The organism is Savagea serpentis (assembly GCF_015351395.1).
GTDB classification, from domain to species: domain Bacteria; phylum Bacillota; class Bacilli; order Bacillales_A; family Planococcaceae; genus Savagea; species Savagea serpentis.
Window position 1 is genome coordinate 85424 of record NZ_JADKPV010000007.1, and the last position, 16497, is coordinate 101920.

Sequence of the window (16497 nt, forward strand, 5' to 3'; positions counted from 1 at the left end):
TTACGTCTTCACACTTATAGCAACTATAAAATACGTGTACTATTTCACGTAGTTTCGATTTGTCAAGTATAAAGTGCATGGTTGACATGAAAATAAAATTTGTCGCAAATGAAAAATATTTTTTTAATGACTCGAAATTTATGAAAAAACGGATGAAAGATTGACATTGTGCGGTTATTCACAAGGTAAAAAAGTGAAAAATACTTTCAAAATGATAAGGAAAATGTTCACATATTGCAAAATGAATATTATTCATTTATAATGAATATCATTCATTCGAAAGGTGAAAGGGTGAATCAAACTGGATAAAAAAGAACGAATTGTTCGTGCGGCGTTGGACTCTTTTTTAGAGCGTGGCATTCAAAAAACGACAATTGCTCACATCGTGCAAGGAGCGGATATCGCACAAGGGACATTTTATTTATATTTCCCATCTAAAATGGCATTGATGCCTGCGATTGCGGAAGTGATGGCGGATAAATTGTTGACGACGATGAAGCAATCTGTAGACGAAGATTTGCCTATGTCAAAACAACTCGTACAAATTATTGATGCGATTTTCGAAGTGAATAAGACATATCACGAAGTGCAAGCCTTAATTTACGCAGGACTTGCTTCAACGGAACATTTAAAAAAATGGGAATCCGTCTATGAGCCCATTTATGCGTATTTGCGCAATTGGTTATGGAAAGCGAAAGTGTTAAAAGCGGTACGTTCTACGGTCATTGAGGAGGATGTGTCAAAACTTATGATCGGATTAATTGAATCAGCTGCGGAGCAAGTATATTTGTACGATGAACATAAGGAAGAAGGCGCGAGACGTCAAAAACGAGCGGTCTATGAATTGTTGCAGCATGCGCTCGAATTGCAAGAGGAGAAGGAAGGATACAATGGATAGTCAAACGAAAAGGAAAGCGTGGACCTATGTCGCAATGACGAGCTTTTTTGAACTCGTCTGGATTTATGGATTTAACGTTGCAAGTGAGTGGTGGCATTGGATTTTCATCGTCACTTTTATTTTTGTCGATTTTCACTTTTTAACGAAAGCGAGCGAATTGTTACCGACGGGAACTGTATATGCGGTATTCGCAGCGGTTGGGACAGTAGGCGTCGCCTTGATGGATATTATCTTTTTCCATGAGCCGTTAAGCGTGGCGAAAGTCGTCTTTATGATCGTCATCGTCGTCGGTGTCATCGGATTAAATATTGCGGATTCAATCGACGAAAAGAAAGCATTGCGAGGGGTAAAATAAATGAATGGTGGAACATTAGATTTTGTATTGAATTGGTTTCCGAGCATGTCTGGAGAAACGCTCGGTTGGATTTTAGTCATTTTGGCAGCTGGCTTTGAGTTTTTAGGTGTCATCGGATTAAAAAAATATAGTGAAGTAAAAAATGTATTTAACGGTTTTATTTATTTGCTTGGCTTCGGTGGGGCATTCGCATTTTTATATTTCGCATTCGATTATTTACAAGTAAGTATCGCTTATGCCGTATGGATTGGAATCGGCACAGCGGGCGCGGTCGTCATCAATATGATTTTCTTCGGAGAATCGAAAAGTATGGGGCGCATTGCGAGTGTCATTTTAATCGTGATTGGTGTCGTCGGTTTAAAATTCGTATCTTAAAAAGAAAAAGCATGTTTAAAGAAGACTTCAGTCTAACTTTAAACATGCTTTTTTATGCGTCGATATAAATCCAACCGCGCTCCAATGCATGTTTTTTTAAACGAGGTTCCGCATTGACGACTGCAGGATTTCCGACGAGTTCAAGCATTGGTAAATCTGAATAGCGGTCGCTGAAGGCGAAGCTATTTTCCCAGTCGACGTCTACATCATGCAATGTGTCGTGAATGGCATTGACTTTCAAATCGGATTGAACATGTGTAATTGTCGCTTCTCCGTCTACTTTTCCTTCTACGAATGGAATATGAGAGCCTAAAATAGCGTCGAAGGCATAATCGCTCGTCACTTCTTCTAAAAAGGGAATGAAGGCACCCGAAACGAGAATAGAGCGAATACCATTTTTAGCGTTTTCCTCGACGAGCTGGGCGAGTTGTTTATTAATACCTTCTTCAATCGTCGGCTTTAACTTGCGGAAAAAAGAACGGACGTCTTCTTCTGATAAACCGTCCAATGCGCTCGAATAATTTTGCATGGCGATACGTCGAGCTTTTTCTGGTTGCATTAATTTCATTTTATATTGCATATAAGGAAGAAACGTCGGGTTGAAAAAACGTCTGTAGCGATCTTTCAATTGTTCGTCATGCTTCAAATGATTTTGAAGTAAAGAGAATGTTTCGTATTTGTAAAACGTTTGATCGAAATCGAAAAGTGCGACTCGTACTTGTTGTGTTGACATGAACAGAACCCCTTTCATCAATGTATGTTCTCTGTTCAGTATACCCGAATTATTTTACAGAAGTGTGAAAAACGAACGTTTCGACAAGAAAACATGTTAAAATTCACTAAATTTTTAAATAAATATTGGTACAGAGCTTTCTTCAATGATAATATAAAGAATAGAATGACAACTTCTTTTTAAAGGTCAGAATATTCACTTTTAAAAGGAGAGAAAAAGAAAGGGATGAAGCGCAATGACAAATTTAACGCCGAGAGAACTGGAACAACGCAAGCGCGCAAACGATTACGTCCACGAAGTGTATGAACTCGTTAAACAACGCAATAGCAATGAGACAGAGTTTTTACAAGCGACGAGAGAGATCTTTGATTCGCTACGTCCGGTATTCGCTCAACATCCTGAGTATATAAGAGACGGGATCCTTGAACGTATTACCGAGCCAGACCGTACGATTTCGTTTCGTGTAGCTTGGGAAGATGATCAAGGTAAAGTCCATGTCAACCGTGGTTTCCGTGTGCAATTTAACAGTGATTTAGGACCGTATAAAGGGGGATTACGTTTCCACCCATCGGTTAATAATAGTATTATGAAATTTTTAGCGTTTGAGCAGATTTTTAAAAATGCACTTACAGGTCAGCCGATCGGTGCTGGTAAGGGTGGAGCTGATTTCGATCCGAAAGGGAAGTCAGACCGCGAAATTATGCGTTTTACACAAAGTTTTATGACGGAACTACATAAATATATCGGACCTGATGAAGACGTACCAGCGGGGGATATCGGAGTAGGACGGCGTGAAATCGGCTACATGTTCGGCCATTATAACCGTTTGAACGGTGGCTATGAAGCGGGTGTACTCACAGGGAAGCACCCAGATTCAGGCGGTAGTTTAGGACGTACAGAAGCGACAGGATACGGATTAGTTTATTTCGTCGATGAGATGTTACGCGAACATGAACTTTCTTTCCAAGATAGTCGAGTCGTCGTATCAGGATCTGGGAATGTTTCGACATACGCGATGGAGAAAGCGATGGAACTCGGGTCGACAGTGATCGCATGTAGTGACTCAGGCGGTTACATTTACGATGAAACAGGCATCGATTTAGATGTTGTCAAACAAATTAAAGAAGTGGATAAAAAACGAATCTATGAGTACTTAAAGTATTATCCAGAAGCGACATATGTGGAAGATTGCTCGAAAATTTGGGAGCTTCCTTGTGATATCGCGCTTCCTTGTGCGACACAAAATGAGTTGGATGAAGAAAGCGCAAAAGCCCTTGTCGCAAACGGTGTAAAAGCGGTTGGCGAAGGAGCAAATATGCCTTCTTCTATCGAAGCGATTCAATATTTCCAAAAGAAAGGTGTGTTATTCGCACCAGCGAAAGCAGCGAATGCCGGTGGAGTCGCTGTCTCTGCAATGGAGATGTCACAAAACAGCATGCGCCTTTCATGGACGACAGAGGAAGTAGATGAACGACTTCACGGTGTCATGAAAAACATTTACGACAGCTGTACGAATGCGGCGAACCAATATGGTGAACCAGGAAACTTAGTGATGGGCGCGAATATCGCTGGATTTTTAAAAGTAGCAAACGCGATGTTGACGCACGGTATTCACTAATCAACCGTTATACGCAAGACAAAACCTTCTCGATATGTCGCGAGAAGGTTTTGTTATATCATCTTATAAACTTGTTATTTTATGCATGATAGGCATGCGATTTTCAAATGTCGTCACGTATTCAAATCCAATCGATTGTAGTAAATCGAGCGATTCTCGGAATTCATGCGCAATTTCGGAAGGACGGTGAGCGTCGCTACCGAGCGTAATAATTTCACCACCGCGATCTTTGTACAGTTGAAGGACATCTGGGCTCGCTAAGTTGTGCGATAATCCGTAACGTGTTCCTGACGTATTTAATTCAATTCCTTTCCCTTCAGGAATAATTAAATCAAAAATTGCGGCGAGTTCGTCGTGGAATAAGTTCGGTGTCGTCTCTTTCGCATAGCGCTTAATGAGATCGACGTGACCGAGCACATTGTAATCTTTGAAATGTTGTAAGCAGTGGTAAAATTCATCATAGTAAACCGCGAACGCTTCATCTAACGTACGCCCTTCAAAAATTTCTCCGTAATGGAGCGATTTATTTTCGACCGTATGCATGGAACAAATGACAAAATCGAAAGACGTTTTCGCCATCAATGCATCATAACGTTCGAATAAATGAGGTTGAATCCCGAGTTCGACCCCTTTTTTAATCGTAATGTCGTTTTGAAATTGTTGTTTGTAACGCTCAATCGTTTCTGTATACGCATCATAATCTAAGTCGAAAACGATCGTGTCATCCGGGTAATCGTAGTCGATATGTTCGGTGAAACAAATTTCTGTTAAGCCTTTCGCAATCGCTGTTTCAATCATTTCTTGCATGTCGGCACGACTGTCTGCAGAGAAAGAAGTGTGCATATGATAATCAAACATTTAATTTCCTCCAATTCTATTGACAACTGTTTCTGTAAGCTTTATAGTACTATATAACTTTAGTCTAGTAAAGCAATAAAGTAAAAGGGGCGAGTGAATTGTTCAACTTACCAAATGAAAAAAAGTACGGGCGTATCGTACAAACGATTGCGAACCGTTTTGAAACGTACGGTTATGAAAAATTAAAAGTGGATGCGTTTGAACGTTACGAACTGTATGCGAATGTGAAAACAGAAATGAATGTAAAAGAAACGATTAAAGTGACAGACTATGATGGAGAATTGCTCGTCGTGCGACCGGATGTAACATTACCGATTGCCTATAAATATGCGAAGCAATTGGAGCTTGCGATTTCCCCATCGTACGAGCGTTACTATTATGTAGAAGAAGTGTTTCGCCAATCGTTTGAAGCGAGCGAATCGATTGAAAAAATGCAGATGGGTGTCGAATGCTTCAATCCATCCAGTCCTTTAATCGATGCTGAAACGATCGCTTTAGCCTCGCATGCACTCGATGATTTAAATGTGACACAACATCAGTTTGAAATCGGTTTTGCGACATTTTTAAAAGATTTATTAGCACCGTTTGCTTTGCAAGAAAAGCAAGTCGAAAAAATTGAATCGTACGTGCGCGCAAAAAATATGGCCGAACTTGCGACATATATTCAAACATTACAACTTGACGAAGAGACGGCGAACATTATCGCAAATATTCCAACGTATTACGGGAATTTTGAAACGATTGCCCAACGATTAGAGCCGTATGCATCGAACGAAGCGGTAAAAGCAACGCTCGATTATGTAAAAGACGTCAATGAGTATCTTCAATTGTTTGGTGTAGAACAACATGTCGTCTTTGACTTCGGGTTAATTAATCGCATGGATTACTACTCGCATCTCATTTTCCAAGCGTATGTCGATGGTGTCGGAAAACCTGTTTTAATGGGAGGGCGTTATGATCGATTAGGGGAACGATTCGGTGCTTCATTCCCAGCAATCGGATTCGCTTTCGATTTGGAACGTTTAATGGAAGCTGTATCAGCAGTGAAAGAAGATTCGACAGCAATTGAAATTACAATCATTACAGAGGAAGCGTATTTAAAAGAGGCAGTGCAACTTGCGAACGAATTACGCAATCGTAATTTTGAAGCTGTCATTGGTAAAAATGCTATTCTTGAAACGATACATACTGTGACATTAGGAGAAGAGATTACACTTCGATTTAATGGAACGACAGAACGATTTGAACAAATCGATGATTGTATCGCTTACTTTATCGATAAGCAAGGAGCGATGTAACGTGAAAGAAATTACTTTAGCGCTCGCGAAAGGTCGCGTAGCGAAACAAACATTAGCGATATTGGAAGAAATGTCGGTTAAATTTTCTGAGTTTACGGAAGATACGCGCAAGCTCGTCATTTGGGACGATTCAAAAAAAGTGCGCCTCATTTTAGTAAAAGCAGTCGATGTCCCAACTTACGTTGAAACAGGAGCTGCAGACATCGGCATCGTCGGTAAAGATGTCATTATGGAAGATGCGAAAGATGTTTATGAACTGTTAGATCTTGAAATTAGTCGTTGTAAAATTGCGGTTGCTGGATTTCCAGAAGAAGAGATGGAAAAACGCTCGTCCATTATCGTCGCATCGAAATATCCGAACATCGCAAAGCGATACTTTGAGTCAAAAGGACGTCAAGCGGACATTATTAAATTGAATGGTTCCATTGAATTAGCCCCGTTGATCGGCATGTCGCACGTCATCGTTGATATTGTCGAAACAGGAAATACATTGCGTGAAAATGGACTCGTCGTCTTAGAAGAAATCGCAGAAAGTAGTGCACGTGTCATCGCGAACAAAGCAGGGTATGCAACGAAGACGGAAGAAGTTCAAAAGATGATTAAGCAATTGCGAGAAGGGATGGCGAAAATAAATGAAAATCGTAACAGCTGAAGCATTTAAAGAAGAACGTTGTCGTGCATTGGAGACGAGTGCTTTAACGTCGTCGGTTGACGATACGGTGTTAAACATCATTCAAACGGTTCGGAAAGAAGGGGATGCGGCATTATTCCGTTATACGGAACAGTTCGATGGCGCGAAGCTAGATATTTTGGAGCTTTCAGAAAAAGAGTGGGAGCGCGCGATGTTCAAAGTCGATCCGAATGTTTTAGGCGCTTTGACGACAGCGAAAGAACAAATTGAGCAATACCACCGTCTTCAAAAAGAAAAATCTTGGTTCGAACAAGTGCGACCAGGCGTTACCCTGGGACAAAAAGTGACACCGATCGAACGAGTCGGCATTTACGTACCAGGTGGCAAAGCCGTATATCCTTCCACCGTATTAATGAATGTGTTACCAGCGAAAATTGCAGGCGTGAAAGAAATTTACATCGTGACACCGCCAGACCGTGAAGGGAACATTTCACCTTCTATTATTGCAGCGGCGAAGTTAGCAGGGGCGGATACGATCTTTAAAGTAGGGGGAGCGCAGGCGATTGCAGCCCTCGCTTACGGAACGGAAACAATTCCGAAAGTCGACAAAATTACAGGACCAGGCAATCAATACGTGGCGCGTGCGAAAAAATGGGTGTTCGGTGATGTCGCGATCGATATGATTGCAGGACCGAGTGAAATTTGTATTTTCGCAGACGATACGACGAATGTCTCTTTTGCAGCAGCGGATTTATTGTCACAAGCGGAGCACGATGAAATGGCGAATGCGATTTGTGTGACGACGAGTGATTCATTTGCGGAAGAATTGCAAAAAGAAGTAGCGGAACAAGTGAAGCAATTAGAACGTTACGAAATTGCGAATGCTTCGATTGAACAATTCGGTCGTATCATTATCGCTAACAATATAGAAGAAGCGCATGACATTATTAATTTCATCGCACCTGAACATTTAGAGTTGATGAATGAAGATGCAGTTAGTTCGATGCAACAGATTCAACATGCGGGTGCGATTTTCCTCGGACCGTATGGACCAGAAGCGCTCGGTGATTACGTTGCGGGACCGAATCATACGTTACCAACGAGCGGAACGGCACGATTCGCTTCACCACTCGGTGTGTACGACTTTATGAAAAAGTCGAGCATCATTCACTATACAGAAGAAGCTTTCATGCGCGAAGCAGATGCGGTCGCAACGATCGCCAATGCGGAGCAATTGACAGGTCATGCGAAATCAGTGTTAATTCGAAAGGAGTTTTTTCAATGAGATCAGCTTCACGTAGCCGTACGACAGAGGAGACGAGCATTCATTTACGCTTCGCGATCGACGGGACAGGTAAAACGAATATTCAAACAGGTGTCGGTTTTATCGATCACATGTTAACACTTTTTGCGAAACATGGACGTTTCGATTTGGACGTATTATGTGATGGCGATTTGGAAGTGGACCAGCACCATACGGTAGAAGATATCGGAATCGCCCTCGGCCAATGCTTTTATGAAGCGATTGGCGATAAAGTCGGGATTACACGATACGGCACATTTACGATGCCGATGGATGAAACGTTGGCGAATGTCACATTAGATATTAGTGGACGCCCATACCTCGTTTTTAACGTAGAAGGAATGAAAGATAAAGTTGGGGAGTTTGATACGGAATTAGTCGAAGAATTTTTCGTAGCGTTTACGAGTCATTCACGTGTCACACTCCACATTAACTTACATTACGGAAAAAACACACACCATATTATTGAAGCGATTTTTAAAGCATTCGGACGAGCACTCGCGGCAGGAAGCGCGATTGATCCGTTGCAAGACGGCGTACCGTCGACGAAAGGTCTTTTAGAATAGGGAGGCAGAACAAGATGATTTTATTTCCAGCAATTGATATTCGAGGTGGAAAATGTGTTCGTTTAACACAGGGAAACTATGATCAAGAGACGGTTTATCACGATTCACCGACAGCGATGGCACAACAGTGGGAACGTGAAGGTGGCGAATTTATCCACGTCGTCGATTTAGACGGAGCGAAAAGTGGAGATACACCGAATATGAACGCGATTCGCAATCTCGTACAAGGCGTGAATGTTCCGGTACAAGTTGGCGGTGGTGTACGCACGATGGACAAAGTAACCCAGCATATCGAAAATGGAGTATCTCGTGTCATTATCGGAACAGCGGCGATTGAAGACCCTGAATTTTTGAAAGAAGCGGTCGCAAAATATGGCGATAAAATTGCCGTATCGATCGACGCTCGTGGCGGATATGTGGCAACGGACGGATGGACGGAAACGAGCACGACGAAAGCCACAGAGCTCATTCGACAACTCGAAGCGATCGGTGTAAAAACGGTCGTGTATACAGATATTTTGAAAGATGGCATGATGCAAGGGCCGAATATGGAAGAACTGAAAGAAATCGATGAGATGACATCGATTGACATTATCGCTTCAGGTGGTGTATCAACCGAACAAAATATTCGCGATTTACGCGCGATGGGTTTATATGGAGCGATTATTGGAAAAGCGTTATATGAAGGAGCACTCTCATTACAAAAACTAATTGAGGAGCAAAACGCATGAAAAAAATTATCCCATGTTTAGATATCGATAACCGTAAAGTCGTCAAAGGCCGCAAGTTTATGGACGTTCAAGAAGTAGCAGACCCACTTACCCAAGCGAAAAAATACGTTGCAGAAGGCGCGGATGAACTCGTCTTTTATGATATTTCCGCTTCAACGACAGGACGCGGACTATTTTACGATTTAATTGAAGAAATCGCAAAAGAAGTTCCCGTACCATTCGTCGTCGGCGGTGGAATTCGCACAGTGGAAGATGTGAAAAAATTAATCGCACTCGGTGCTGATAAAGTGTCGATCAATAGCATAACGATTCAAAATCCAGACATCGTACGTGATATTGCAGACGCGATTGGCAGTGAAAAAGTAGTCGTTTCTGTCGATATCGACCGTGATGAAGATGGTGTATGGCGTGTATTTGCAAAAGGTGGACGTGAAAATACAGGCATCGATGCGCTCGAATGGGTAGAGAAGATGGAGTCACTCGGAGCAGGCGAACTCGTCATTAACAGCATCGCTGAAGACGGTGTGAAAGACGGTTACGATATTCCGCTCATGCGCGCCATTAAAGAGCGTGTGTCGATCCCGACAGTCGCAAGTGGTGGTGCAGGGAAGGTAGAACACTTTATCGAAGCGGCAACGGATGGACAAGCGGACGGTTTACTCGCCGCATCTGTATTCCACTTTGATGAAGTGAAAATTCAAGATATTAAAAAGGCCTTAAAAGAAGCAGGGCTTACAGTGAAGGATGAATAAAATGGACATTAAATATGACGCAAATGGACTCGTTCCAGCCATCGTACAAGATGAACGTACGGGAACAGTTTTGATGCTTGCTTATATGAACGAAGAAGCGTTACAAAAGACGATTGAAACGAAAGAAACATGGTTTTATAGCCGTTCCCGTCAAGAGCTTTGGAATAAAGGCGCAACATCTGGCAATACGCAAAGTGTGAAATCACTTTCAGTAGATTGTGATGGAGATACGATTTTAGTGACGGTCGAACCAGCAGGGCCTGCTTGTCATACAGGAGAGACTTCTTGTTTCTTCAAACCCGTCATCGAATTTGAATCGGTACGCACCGTCATTTATGAAGTGGCGGATGAAGTGAAGCACCGCAAAGCGAACCCGAAAGAAGGGTCATATACGACGTACTTATTTACTGAAGGACTCGATAAAATTTTGAAAAAAGTAGGCGAAGAGTCGACGGAAGTTGTCATCGGCGCAAAAAATCGTGACTTTGAAGAAGTGACGAATGAAATTGCGGACCTCGTTTACCATACGCTCGTATTAATTGCGGAACTCGATATCGATGTCGATGATATTAAGCGTGTCTTACGCGAACGTAGACCGTAAAAGGAGAGAGTGAGATGAGTAAATTTTGGACGCCAGTCGTCAAACGGACAGATCCGTACGTTCCTGGTGAACAATTGAATGATCCAGATGTTATAAAATTAAATACGAACGAAAATCCATATAAGCCGAGTCCGCGTGTCATTGAAGCGATTACGAAGACGGCGACCGGCGATATGCAAAAATATCCGTCACCGACTGCTGATGAATTGCGTGAAGCGATCGCGGAAGTAAACGGTGTGAAAAAGGAAAATGTCTTCGTCGGAAATGGTTCAGATGAAGTGCTTGCCTTTGCTTTTTACGCTTTTTTTGAAGAAGGAAAAACATTGAAATTCCCAGCGATTTCATACAGTTTTTACCCGGTTTATTCAAAGTTGTTTAACATTCCGTTTGAAGCGATTCCGTTACAGGATGATTTTACATTGCGTGCGGAACATTATTTCGATGCGGAAGCGGGTGTCATTTTCCCGAATCCGAACGCGCCGACGAGCATTTACTGGCCACTTGAAGAAGTGAAGCGCGTGCTCGAAGCGAATCCGGATGTTGTCGTCATCGTAGACGAAGCGTATATCGATTTTGCAGTAGGTGGGGAATCTGCGGTATCACTTATCGATCAATATCCAAATTTACTCGTCATTCAAACGACGAGTAAATCGAGAGCGCTCGCGGGACTTCGCGTCGGTCTTGCGATCGGTCAGCCTGAATTGATTGAAGGACTCGTGCGTATAAAAGATTCATTCAACTCATATACAGTCGACCAACTTGCCTTAGCAGGCGCAACAGAAGCGTTTCGCGACACGGACTATTTCGAAGAGAAACGACAAGCGGTCATCGCAACGCGCATAGAAACAGTAGCCGCTTTAGAAGAAAGAGGTTTCGATGTGTTGCCGTCTGGAGCGAATTTCGTCTTTGCGAAAAAAGATGGAGTCGATGTAGAGCGATTGTACGAGCAATTAAAAGCAAAAAAAGTGCTCGTCCGTCATTTTAAAGATCCGCTCATTGCAAATTATTTACGCATTTCGATCGGAACGGATGAACAGATGGATGAATTTTTAAAACGTTTGGACGAAGCGCTCGTCTAACAAAACGTGTAGCCGATTTATACGGCTACACGTTTTATTTGTTGAGAAAACATGCGTAAATTCTCGTCCAATTGTTTCCACCGATTGATAATTCATGTTACACTGTTGAACAGAATGTTAAAAGAAGGTGCAACGGTATGATGGAAATCGTAATGACCGTTTTACTTCTCGTTTCCGCTTATTTTGCGTATACGAACGGCATGACGTGGATTGCCGTTTTATTCGTCGTTTTGTCTTTGACGTACGTCGCTTCATTCGTGCGCGGATGGAATAATGCGAAACGGGAAATGGAACAGCGCATTCAACAGCAAAGAGAAGAAAAGAGGAAGAAATAATGAAACAAGCCATTTACGGTTTGACACAACAGCAGTTAACAGATTGGTTACTTGAACGTGGAGAGAAAAAATTCCGTGCGAAACAATTATGGGATTGGCTCTATGTAAAACGTGTGAAATCATTTGAAGAAATGACAAACTTAAGTAAATCGATGCGTGCTCTATTAGAAGAGCATTTTTATATTACATCTCTCCAACAAGAAGTGAAACAAGTGTCGCAAGACGGCACGATTAAATTTTTATTTCGTTTAGAAGATGGCAATTTAATTGAAACGGTTTTAATGAAATTCCCTTACGGTTATTCAGTATGTGTCACAACACAAGTCGGATGTAATATCGGTTGTAGCTTCTGTGCGAGCGGACTATTGCGCAAAAGCCGCGACTTAACAGCAGGTGAGATTGTCGAGCAAATTATGAACGTGCAACATCATTTAGATGAAGTTGGAGAAGATGAGCGTGTCAGCCATATCGTCGTCATGGGAATCGGAGAGCCGTTCGATAACTATACGAATTTAATGGACTTTTTGCGCGTCGTGAACGACCAAGACGGCCTTTCAATCGGAGCGCGTCACATTACGGTATCGACGAGTGGACTTGCGCCAAAAATTCGCGAATTCGCGGATGAAGATATTCAAATTAACTTAGCGGTTTCGCTTCATGCGCCGAATGACGAATTGCGCACGAGCATTATGAAAATTAATAAAGCGTTCCCGATTCGTGAAGTGATGGACGCGGTAGACTATTTCATCAGTAAGAAAAACCGTCGTATTACGTTTGAGTATATTTTAATCGACGATGTCAACGATCACCCAGAAGAAGCGATACAACTCGCGAACTTATTACAAAAGATGCGTCATTTAGCGTATGTGAACTTAATTCCGTACAATCCGGTAGATGAGCATAGCCAATATAAACGAAGCAAAACAGAAGCGATTGAGAAGTTTCATAAATTGCTTCAAAACCGTGGGATTCAAAGCGGTGTTCGCTACGAAAATGGCGCGGATATCGATGCAGCTTGCGGTCAACTTCGAAGCAAACAAATTAAATTAAAGTCAGCTTGTGACCGAGGGTAAAAGTGAAAAATAAAAAAGCGTCAGGCGAGAAGAGAAGTATCTTCACGTTCTGACGCTTTTTATGTCGCTTTACGTGGCACATTTACTCATGACGGTTGCTTCTTGATGAGTATCGTATGCATCGCATTTGCTCTTTTAGTATCGTCGACTATTCTTTCGTTTCTGTAATTCGATTGTAAGCTGCTTTAACTCGTTCACGCCCACGGTAAATGTGAGGGTGGAATTGAATCGTCGCATTGTCGCGTGTCGTTTTTACATTTTGCATTGCACGATCGAGTTGACGGTCGAGTGATACGTCGTTCGTCATTCGTTTCGCGATTGACAATCCAGCGACTGTCCCTTGACTACGTGCTACTTTAGCACTTTCGATACCTGTAATGTTGCCCGCTACGAAAAGTCCATCTACAGCAGTCTCCATCGCTTCTGAATGAACAGGTACGTGGCCGCCTAACTCTTCTACATATTTAAATTCGCATCCCATCACAGCTGCGAGTTCAGCGAGTGGATATAAGCCACCTGCAATACAGACGAAATCGACATTAACGACTTCTTCAGAGTTTGGAATGATGTCGCCTTCTGGAGTTACTTTCGCAATCGTGACAGATTCTACTTGTTCTGTTCCGTTAATCGAGACGATTGCTTTTCGTAAATGAATCGGAATGTCGAACATCGTAATTCCATTTTTCGGATAAAGCTTAACGGCTAATTTTTGAACGATTGGTGACTTCGCAAATTTGCTGCCAAATCGGATAAATGCGCTAGGTGCTAAGTGAGCGATTCGCGATAGACGTTCCATCACTGCATACGGTTCAGCTTGGTCAGCTGAGATGACGTTTTTTGATGGGAGGACCATACTGTGAATGTCGACGCCACCTAATTTCAATTCATGTGCGATGGCAGCTGAAAGGACATTTACGCCGACAATGACGCCACGTTCTCCTACTTTGACACGGTGGACGTTCGTCATAACCTGCGCTGCACCGATTGACATGACACCTGGTAATGTCCAACCTGGAACAGGCACGGCTGTTTCTGCTGCCCCTGTTGCGATGAGAACATTCGTTGCTTCAAATTTACCGTCATTCGTATGTACGACGAAATGGTCATCGACTTTCGCAACGTGATGGACTGAGATTCCTGTACGAATGTCTGTGTTTAAACGTTGTGCTTCGTCGACGAGCTTTTTCGCTTCTTCGATTCCGTTCCACCATTCTCCTGTCGGTTCTTGGTGCAATTGACCGAGCAAGCGTCCTCCGAGTTTTGGGAATTCATCCACGACGAGCGTATTTAAATCATTTTTACGGCATTCAATCGCAGCAGAGAGGCCTGCTGGACCAGCTCCGATAATGATGACATCTAACATTATTGATTTCCTCCCATCTTCTCGTAATCTTCGTACGTTTTTGGCAATACTTCGTTCGTAGGATCGAGTGGAGACGGTTGAACTTGACCACTTTCAACGACCATATCGTGAACGATCGGTGTTAAACACGCGCGAATATTTTCTTTGCCGTTTACAGTTACGCGACATTCGAAGCAATGTCCGATATTGCAATAAATACCACGTGGGTTACCAGAAAATTCATGTTTACGTAATGTGCGAACACCATTTGCCATTAATGCAGATGCGATCGTATCATTTTCGAGACCTGTGTACTCTTTTCCATCAAATGTGAATGAAACAGTTGATTGTTTATCGAGTGAACCAAGAATAGGATGATGTGTAATACGTTTATTTGTCATCGATTGCTCCTCCTAAACTAGAAAGTGAAATTGGACGTACTGGAGGTTGAACTTTTAACGGTACGTTGTCAGACGGACGTAAATCTGTTACATTTAGCAACACTTTGTCGACAGCTGGTCGGCAAGTGCGTCCTCCACAAAAGCCCATCCCTGCGCGAGTTCTCAGTTTCAATTCTCGCGGTGAGCAATTGAATTGTTTGGCAGTTTGTTCTAGTTGTTCTAATGTTACTTCTTCACAACGACATACGATTGTATTTTTCATTGAAAAAACCCCTCCCTATTACCAAAAAATTATAATAAATACATTCTAACATAAAGTTTTATTTAATTTTATGGTAATCTAGGAACAGGAATAAAATATTTTACATAATGTGTGTGGGAGGTTATTGAATGAGCAACAAAAGTTATGAAGTAGCAGTCATTGGAGGCGGAATCGTCGGGAGTTCGATCGCATATTATTTGGCAGAAGCTGGAATGGACACTGTATTAATCGAAAAACGTGATGTTGCGAGCGGAACGAGCTCACGTTGTGATGGAAACGTGACAATTGTCGATAAAGATCCGGGGTTTGACAGTCAAATGTCACTCGTCAGTCAAGAATTAATCGTCGATTTACAAGGGAAATTAGAAATTCCATTCGAGTATCGAGAGAGCGGAAGTATTTTAGTATGTGATAACGAAGAAGAATTCGAAGCTGCAAAAGATTGGGCGAAAATTCAAAACGATGCTGGGTTAAAATTCAATGTGTTAGAACATAAAGATGTAAAAAAAGAATCACCATTTTTCGCAGATGACATTCCAGGTGGAATCGAATGTGAAACGGATTCGCTCATTAATCCATATATGTTCTGTTATTCACTCGTTCATAAGGCACAACAGTTCGGCCTTTCAGTGTTAACAAATGCTGAAGTGATGAACTTGACGAAAGATGGAGGTGAATTTATCGTTGAAACGAAAAACGGTACGATCCGTGCTGAAAAAGTCGTTAACGCAGCGGGGGTATGGGCACCATTTATCGGAAAAATGCTTGGAATTGACATTCCGATCATTCCACGAAAAGGACATATTATGGTCGGTTCACGTGCAGAGCCAGTCATGATGCGAAATGTAATGGAATTTGGCTATTTAATGAACAAATTCCAACGGGAACGGAAGGCAGATGCGCGTACGACAGAACACGGAGTAGCGCTCGTATTAGAGCCGACAGAAAGTCAAAACTTCTTAATCGGTAGTAGCCGTCAATTCGTTGGATTCGACGCGTCAGTAGATATGGAAGTGGTGCATACGATAGCGCGACGAGCGATTCGCTTTTTCCCGAAAATGGAAGATTTCAAAATGATTCGAGCGTACACTGGATTTCGTCCATATACGGAAGACCATTTGCCAATCGTATCAGAAGTAGCGCAATGTCCAGGATTTTACATCGCAGCTGGACATGAAGGAGATGGCATTAGTCTTGCAACAGCGACAGGTAAATTAATTGAAGAGTTAATTTCAGGTAAAGAAGAGACGTGCATCCCGACTGAACCGTTACGATTTGATCGTTTT

The 16497-nt window shown here is 42.3% G+C and carries 20 protein-coding genes; 15 read left to right on the plus strand and 5 right to left on the minus strand.

Annotation, left to right across the window (positions count from 1 at the left end; genetic code table 11):
- The first annotated feature begins 301 nt into the window (after positions 1–301).
- Genes IRY55_RS11830 through IRY55_RS11840 form a run of 3 tightly spaced genes read left to right on the plus strand, consistent with a single transcriptional unit; the run spans position 302 to position 1628 of the window.
- Positions 302–898 carry a TetR family transcriptional regulator gene (locus IRY55_RS11830; RefSeq protein WP_194563552.1) on the plus strand — a complete coding sequence of 199 codons (597 nt, stop codon included), beginning with the start codon at positions 302–304 and terminating at the stop codon, positions 896–898.
- Complete coding sequence (locus tag IRY55_RS11835; RefSeq protein ID WP_194563531.1) at positions 891–1253, plus strand: DMT family transporter; 363 nt, start codon at positions 891–893, stop codon at positions 1251–1253. Before IRY55_RS11830 ends, IRY55_RS11835 begins: the two co-directional genes overlap by 8 nt.
- A gap of 45 nt (positions 1254–1298) precedes the next feature.
- The gene (locus IRY55_RS11840) at positions 1299–1628 is read left to right on the plus strand and encodes a DMT family transporter (protein ID WP_194563553.1); all 330 of its coding nucleotides are present in this window, start codon (positions 1299–1301) and stop codon (positions 1626–1628) included.
- Positions 1629–1680: 52 nt separating this feature from the next.
- On the opposite strand, the gene IRY55_RS11845 is transcribed toward IRY55_RS11840, so the two are convergent.
- On the minus strand, positions 1681–2361 hold the full coding sequence (locus IRY55_RS11845; protein WP_194563532.1) for an HAD family hydrolase: 681 nt from the start codon (positions 2359–2361) through the stop codon (positions 1681–1683).
- A 235-nt stretch (positions 2362–2596) separates the two neighbouring features.
- On the opposite strand from IRY55_RS11845, the gene gdhA reads away from it, so the two are divergent.
- Positions 2597–3979, plus strand: a complete 1383-nt coding sequence (gdhA, locus tag IRY55_RS11850) for an NADP-specific glutamate dehydrogenase (protein WP_194563533.1) — start codon at positions 2597–2599, stop codon at positions 3977–3979.
- 63 nt (positions 3980–4042) lie between these two features.
- Here the strand turns inward: gdhA and IRY55_RS11855 are convergent, their stop codons facing one another.
- The gene (locus tag IRY55_RS11855; protein WP_194563534.1) at positions 4043–4837 is read right to left on the minus strand and encodes a histidinol-phosphatase HisJ family protein; all 795 of its coding nucleotides are present in this window, start codon (positions 4835–4837) and stop codon (positions 4043–4045) included.
- A gap of 98 nt (positions 4838–4935) precedes the next feature.
- Here IRY55_RS11855 and IRY55_RS11860 point away from each other — a divergent pair, with 98 nt between their 5' ends.
- From IRY55_RS11860 to rlmN, 10 genes are all read left to right on the plus strand, one after another.
- Positions 4936–6135, plus strand: a complete 1200-nt coding sequence (locus IRY55_RS11860) for an ATP phosphoribosyltransferase regulatory subunit (protein ID WP_194563535.1) — start codon at positions 4936–4938, stop codon at positions 6133–6135.
- Between the two features lies 1 nt (position 6136).
- Entirely contained in the window at positions 6137–6787 is a 651-nt protein-coding gene (gene hisG, locus IRY55_RS11865) for an ATP phosphoribosyltransferase (RefSeq protein WP_194563536.1), read from the plus strand.
- Complete coding sequence (gene hisD, locus IRY55_RS11870; RefSeq protein ID WP_194563537.1) at positions 6768–8051, plus strand: histidinol dehydrogenase; 1284 nt, start codon at positions 6768–6770, stop codon at positions 8049–8051. Before hisG ends, hisD begins: the two co-directional genes overlap by 20 nt.
- Positions 8048–8635: an imidazoleglycerol-phosphate dehydratase HisB gene (gene hisB / locus IRY55_RS11875; protein WP_194563538.1), complete on the plus strand. Its 588-nt coding sequence runs from the start codon at positions 8048–8050 to the stop codon at positions 8633–8635. The genes hisD and hisB overlap by 4 nt, the downstream gene beginning before the upstream one ends.
- Positions 8636–8649: 14 nt before the next feature.
- Entirely contained in the window at positions 8650–9366 is a 717-nt protein-coding gene (hisA, locus tag IRY55_RS11880) for a 1-(5-phosphoribosyl)-5-[(5-phosphoribosylamino)methylideneamino]imidazole-4-carboxamide isomerase (protein WP_194563539.1), read from the plus strand.
- Entirely contained in the window at positions 9363–10118 is a 756-nt protein-coding gene (hisF, locus tag IRY55_RS11885; RefSeq protein ID WP_194563540.1) for an imidazole glycerol phosphate synthase subunit HisF, read from the plus strand. Before hisA ends, hisF begins: the two co-directional genes overlap by 4 nt.
- A complete protein-coding gene (gene hisIE / locus IRY55_RS11890; RefSeq protein ID WP_194563541.1) occupies positions 10111–10719 on the plus strand; it encodes a bifunctional phosphoribosyl-AMP cyclohydrolase/phosphoribosyl-ATP diphosphatase HisIE in 609 nt (202 codons plus the stop codon). The genes hisF and hisIE overlap by 8 nt, the downstream gene beginning before the upstream one ends.
- A gap of 14 nt (positions 10720–10733) precedes the next feature.
- Positions 10734–11798 carry a histidinol-phosphate transaminase gene (hisC, locus tag IRY55_RS11895; RefSeq protein WP_194563542.1) on the plus strand — a complete coding sequence of 355 codons (1065 nt, stop codon included), beginning with the start codon at positions 10734–10736 and terminating at the stop codon, positions 11796–11798.
- A gap of 137 nt (positions 11799–11935) precedes the next feature.
- Positions 11936–12133, plus strand: a complete 198-nt coding sequence (locus tag IRY55_RS11900; RefSeq protein WP_194563543.1) for a hypothetical protein — start codon at positions 11936–11938, stop codon at positions 12131–12133.
- Entirely contained in the window at positions 12130–13206 is a 1077-nt protein-coding gene (gene rlmN / locus IRY55_RS11905; RefSeq protein ID WP_194563554.1) for a 23S rRNA (adenine(2503)-C(2))-methyltransferase RlmN, read from the plus strand. Before IRY55_RS11900 ends, rlmN begins: the two co-directional genes overlap by 4 nt.
- Before the next feature lie 148 nt (positions 13207–13354).
- Here the strand turns inward: rlmN and IRY55_RS11910 are convergent, their stop codons facing one another.
- From IRY55_RS11910 to IRY55_RS11920, 3 genes are read right to left on the minus strand one after another with little or no spacing between them, the layout of a single operon-like run.
- Positions 13355–14569 carry an NAD(P)/FAD-dependent oxidoreductase gene (locus tag IRY55_RS11910; protein WP_194563544.1) on the minus strand — a complete coding sequence of 405 codons (1215 nt, stop codon included), beginning with the start codon at positions 14567–14569 and terminating at the stop codon, positions 13355–13357.
- On the minus strand, positions 14569–14949 hold the full coding sequence (locus IRY55_RS11915; protein WP_194563545.1) for a (2Fe-2S)-binding protein: 381 nt from the start codon (positions 14947–14949) through the stop codon (positions 14569–14571). The genes IRY55_RS11910 and IRY55_RS11915 overlap by 1 nt, the downstream gene beginning before the upstream one ends.
- Positions 14939–15211, minus strand: a complete 273-nt coding sequence (locus tag IRY55_RS11920; protein WP_194563546.1) for a (2Fe-2S)-binding protein — start codon at positions 15209–15211, stop codon at positions 14939–14941. Before IRY55_RS11920 ends, IRY55_RS11915 begins: the two co-directional genes overlap by 11 nt.
- Positions 15212–15339: 128 nt before the next feature.
- Here IRY55_RS11920 and IRY55_RS11925 point away from each other — a divergent pair.
- Positions 15340–16497 (plus strand): NAD(P)/FAD-dependent oxidoreductase (locus tag IRY55_RS11925; RefSeq protein ID WP_194563547.1); only part of this gene is annotated, 1158 nt, incomplete at its 3' end.

Coding starts and splice junctions, on each gene's coding strand:
- IRY55_RS11835 (WP_194563531.1), top strand. CDS start 891: ATGGATAGTCAAACGAAAAGGAAAGCGTGGACCTATGTCGCAATGACG.
- IRY55_RS11840 (WP_194563553.1), top strand. CDS start 1,299: ATGTCTGGAGAAACGCTCGGTTGGATTTTAGTCATTTTGGCAGCTGGC.
- IRY55_RS11845 (WP_194563532.1), bottom strand. CDS start 2,361: ATGTCAACACAACAAGTACGAGTCGCACTTTTCGATTTCGATCAAACG.
- gdhA (WP_194563533.1), top strand. CDS start 2,597: ATGACAAATTTAACGCCGAGAGAACTGGAACAACGCAAGCGCGCAAAC.
- IRY55_RS11855 (WP_194563534.1), bottom strand. CDS start 4,837: ATGTTTGATTATCATATGCACACTTCTTTCTCTGCAGACAGTCGTGCC.
- hisD (WP_194563537.1), top strand. CDS start 6,768: ATGAAAATCGTAACAGCTGAAGCATTTAAAGAAGAACGTTGTCGTGCA.
- hisB (WP_194563538.1), top strand. CDS start 8,048: ATGAGATCAGCTTCACGTAGCCGTACGACAGAGGAGACGAGCATTCAT.
- hisA (WP_194563539.1), top strand. CDS start 8,650: ATGATTTTATTTCCAGCAATTGATATTCGAGGTGGAAAATGTGTTCGT.
- hisF (WP_194563540.1), top strand. CDS start 9,363: ATGAAAAAAATTATCCCATGTTTAGATATCGATAACCGTAAAGTCGTC.
- hisIE (WP_194563541.1), top strand. CDS start 10,111: ATGAATAAAATGGACATTAAATATGACGCAAATGGACTCGTTCCAGCC.
- hisC (WP_194563542.1), top strand. CDS start 10,734: ATGAGTAAATTTTGGACGCCAGTCGTCAAACGGACAGATCCGTACGTT.
- IRY55_RS11900 (WP_194563543.1), top strand. CDS start 11,936: ATGATGGAAATCGTAATGACCGTTTTACTTCTCGTTTCCGCTTATTTT.
- IRY55_RS11910 (WP_194563544.1), bottom strand. CDS start 14,569: ATGTTAGATGTCATCATTATCGGAGCTGGTCCAGCAGGCCTCTCTGCT.
- IRY55_RS11915 (WP_194563545.1), bottom strand. CDS start 14,949: ATGACAAATAAACGTATTACACATCATCCTATTCTTGGTTCACTCGAT.
- IRY55_RS11920 (WP_194563546.1), bottom strand. CDS start 15,211: ATGAAAAATACAATCGTATGTCGTTGTGAAGAAGTAACATTAGAACAA.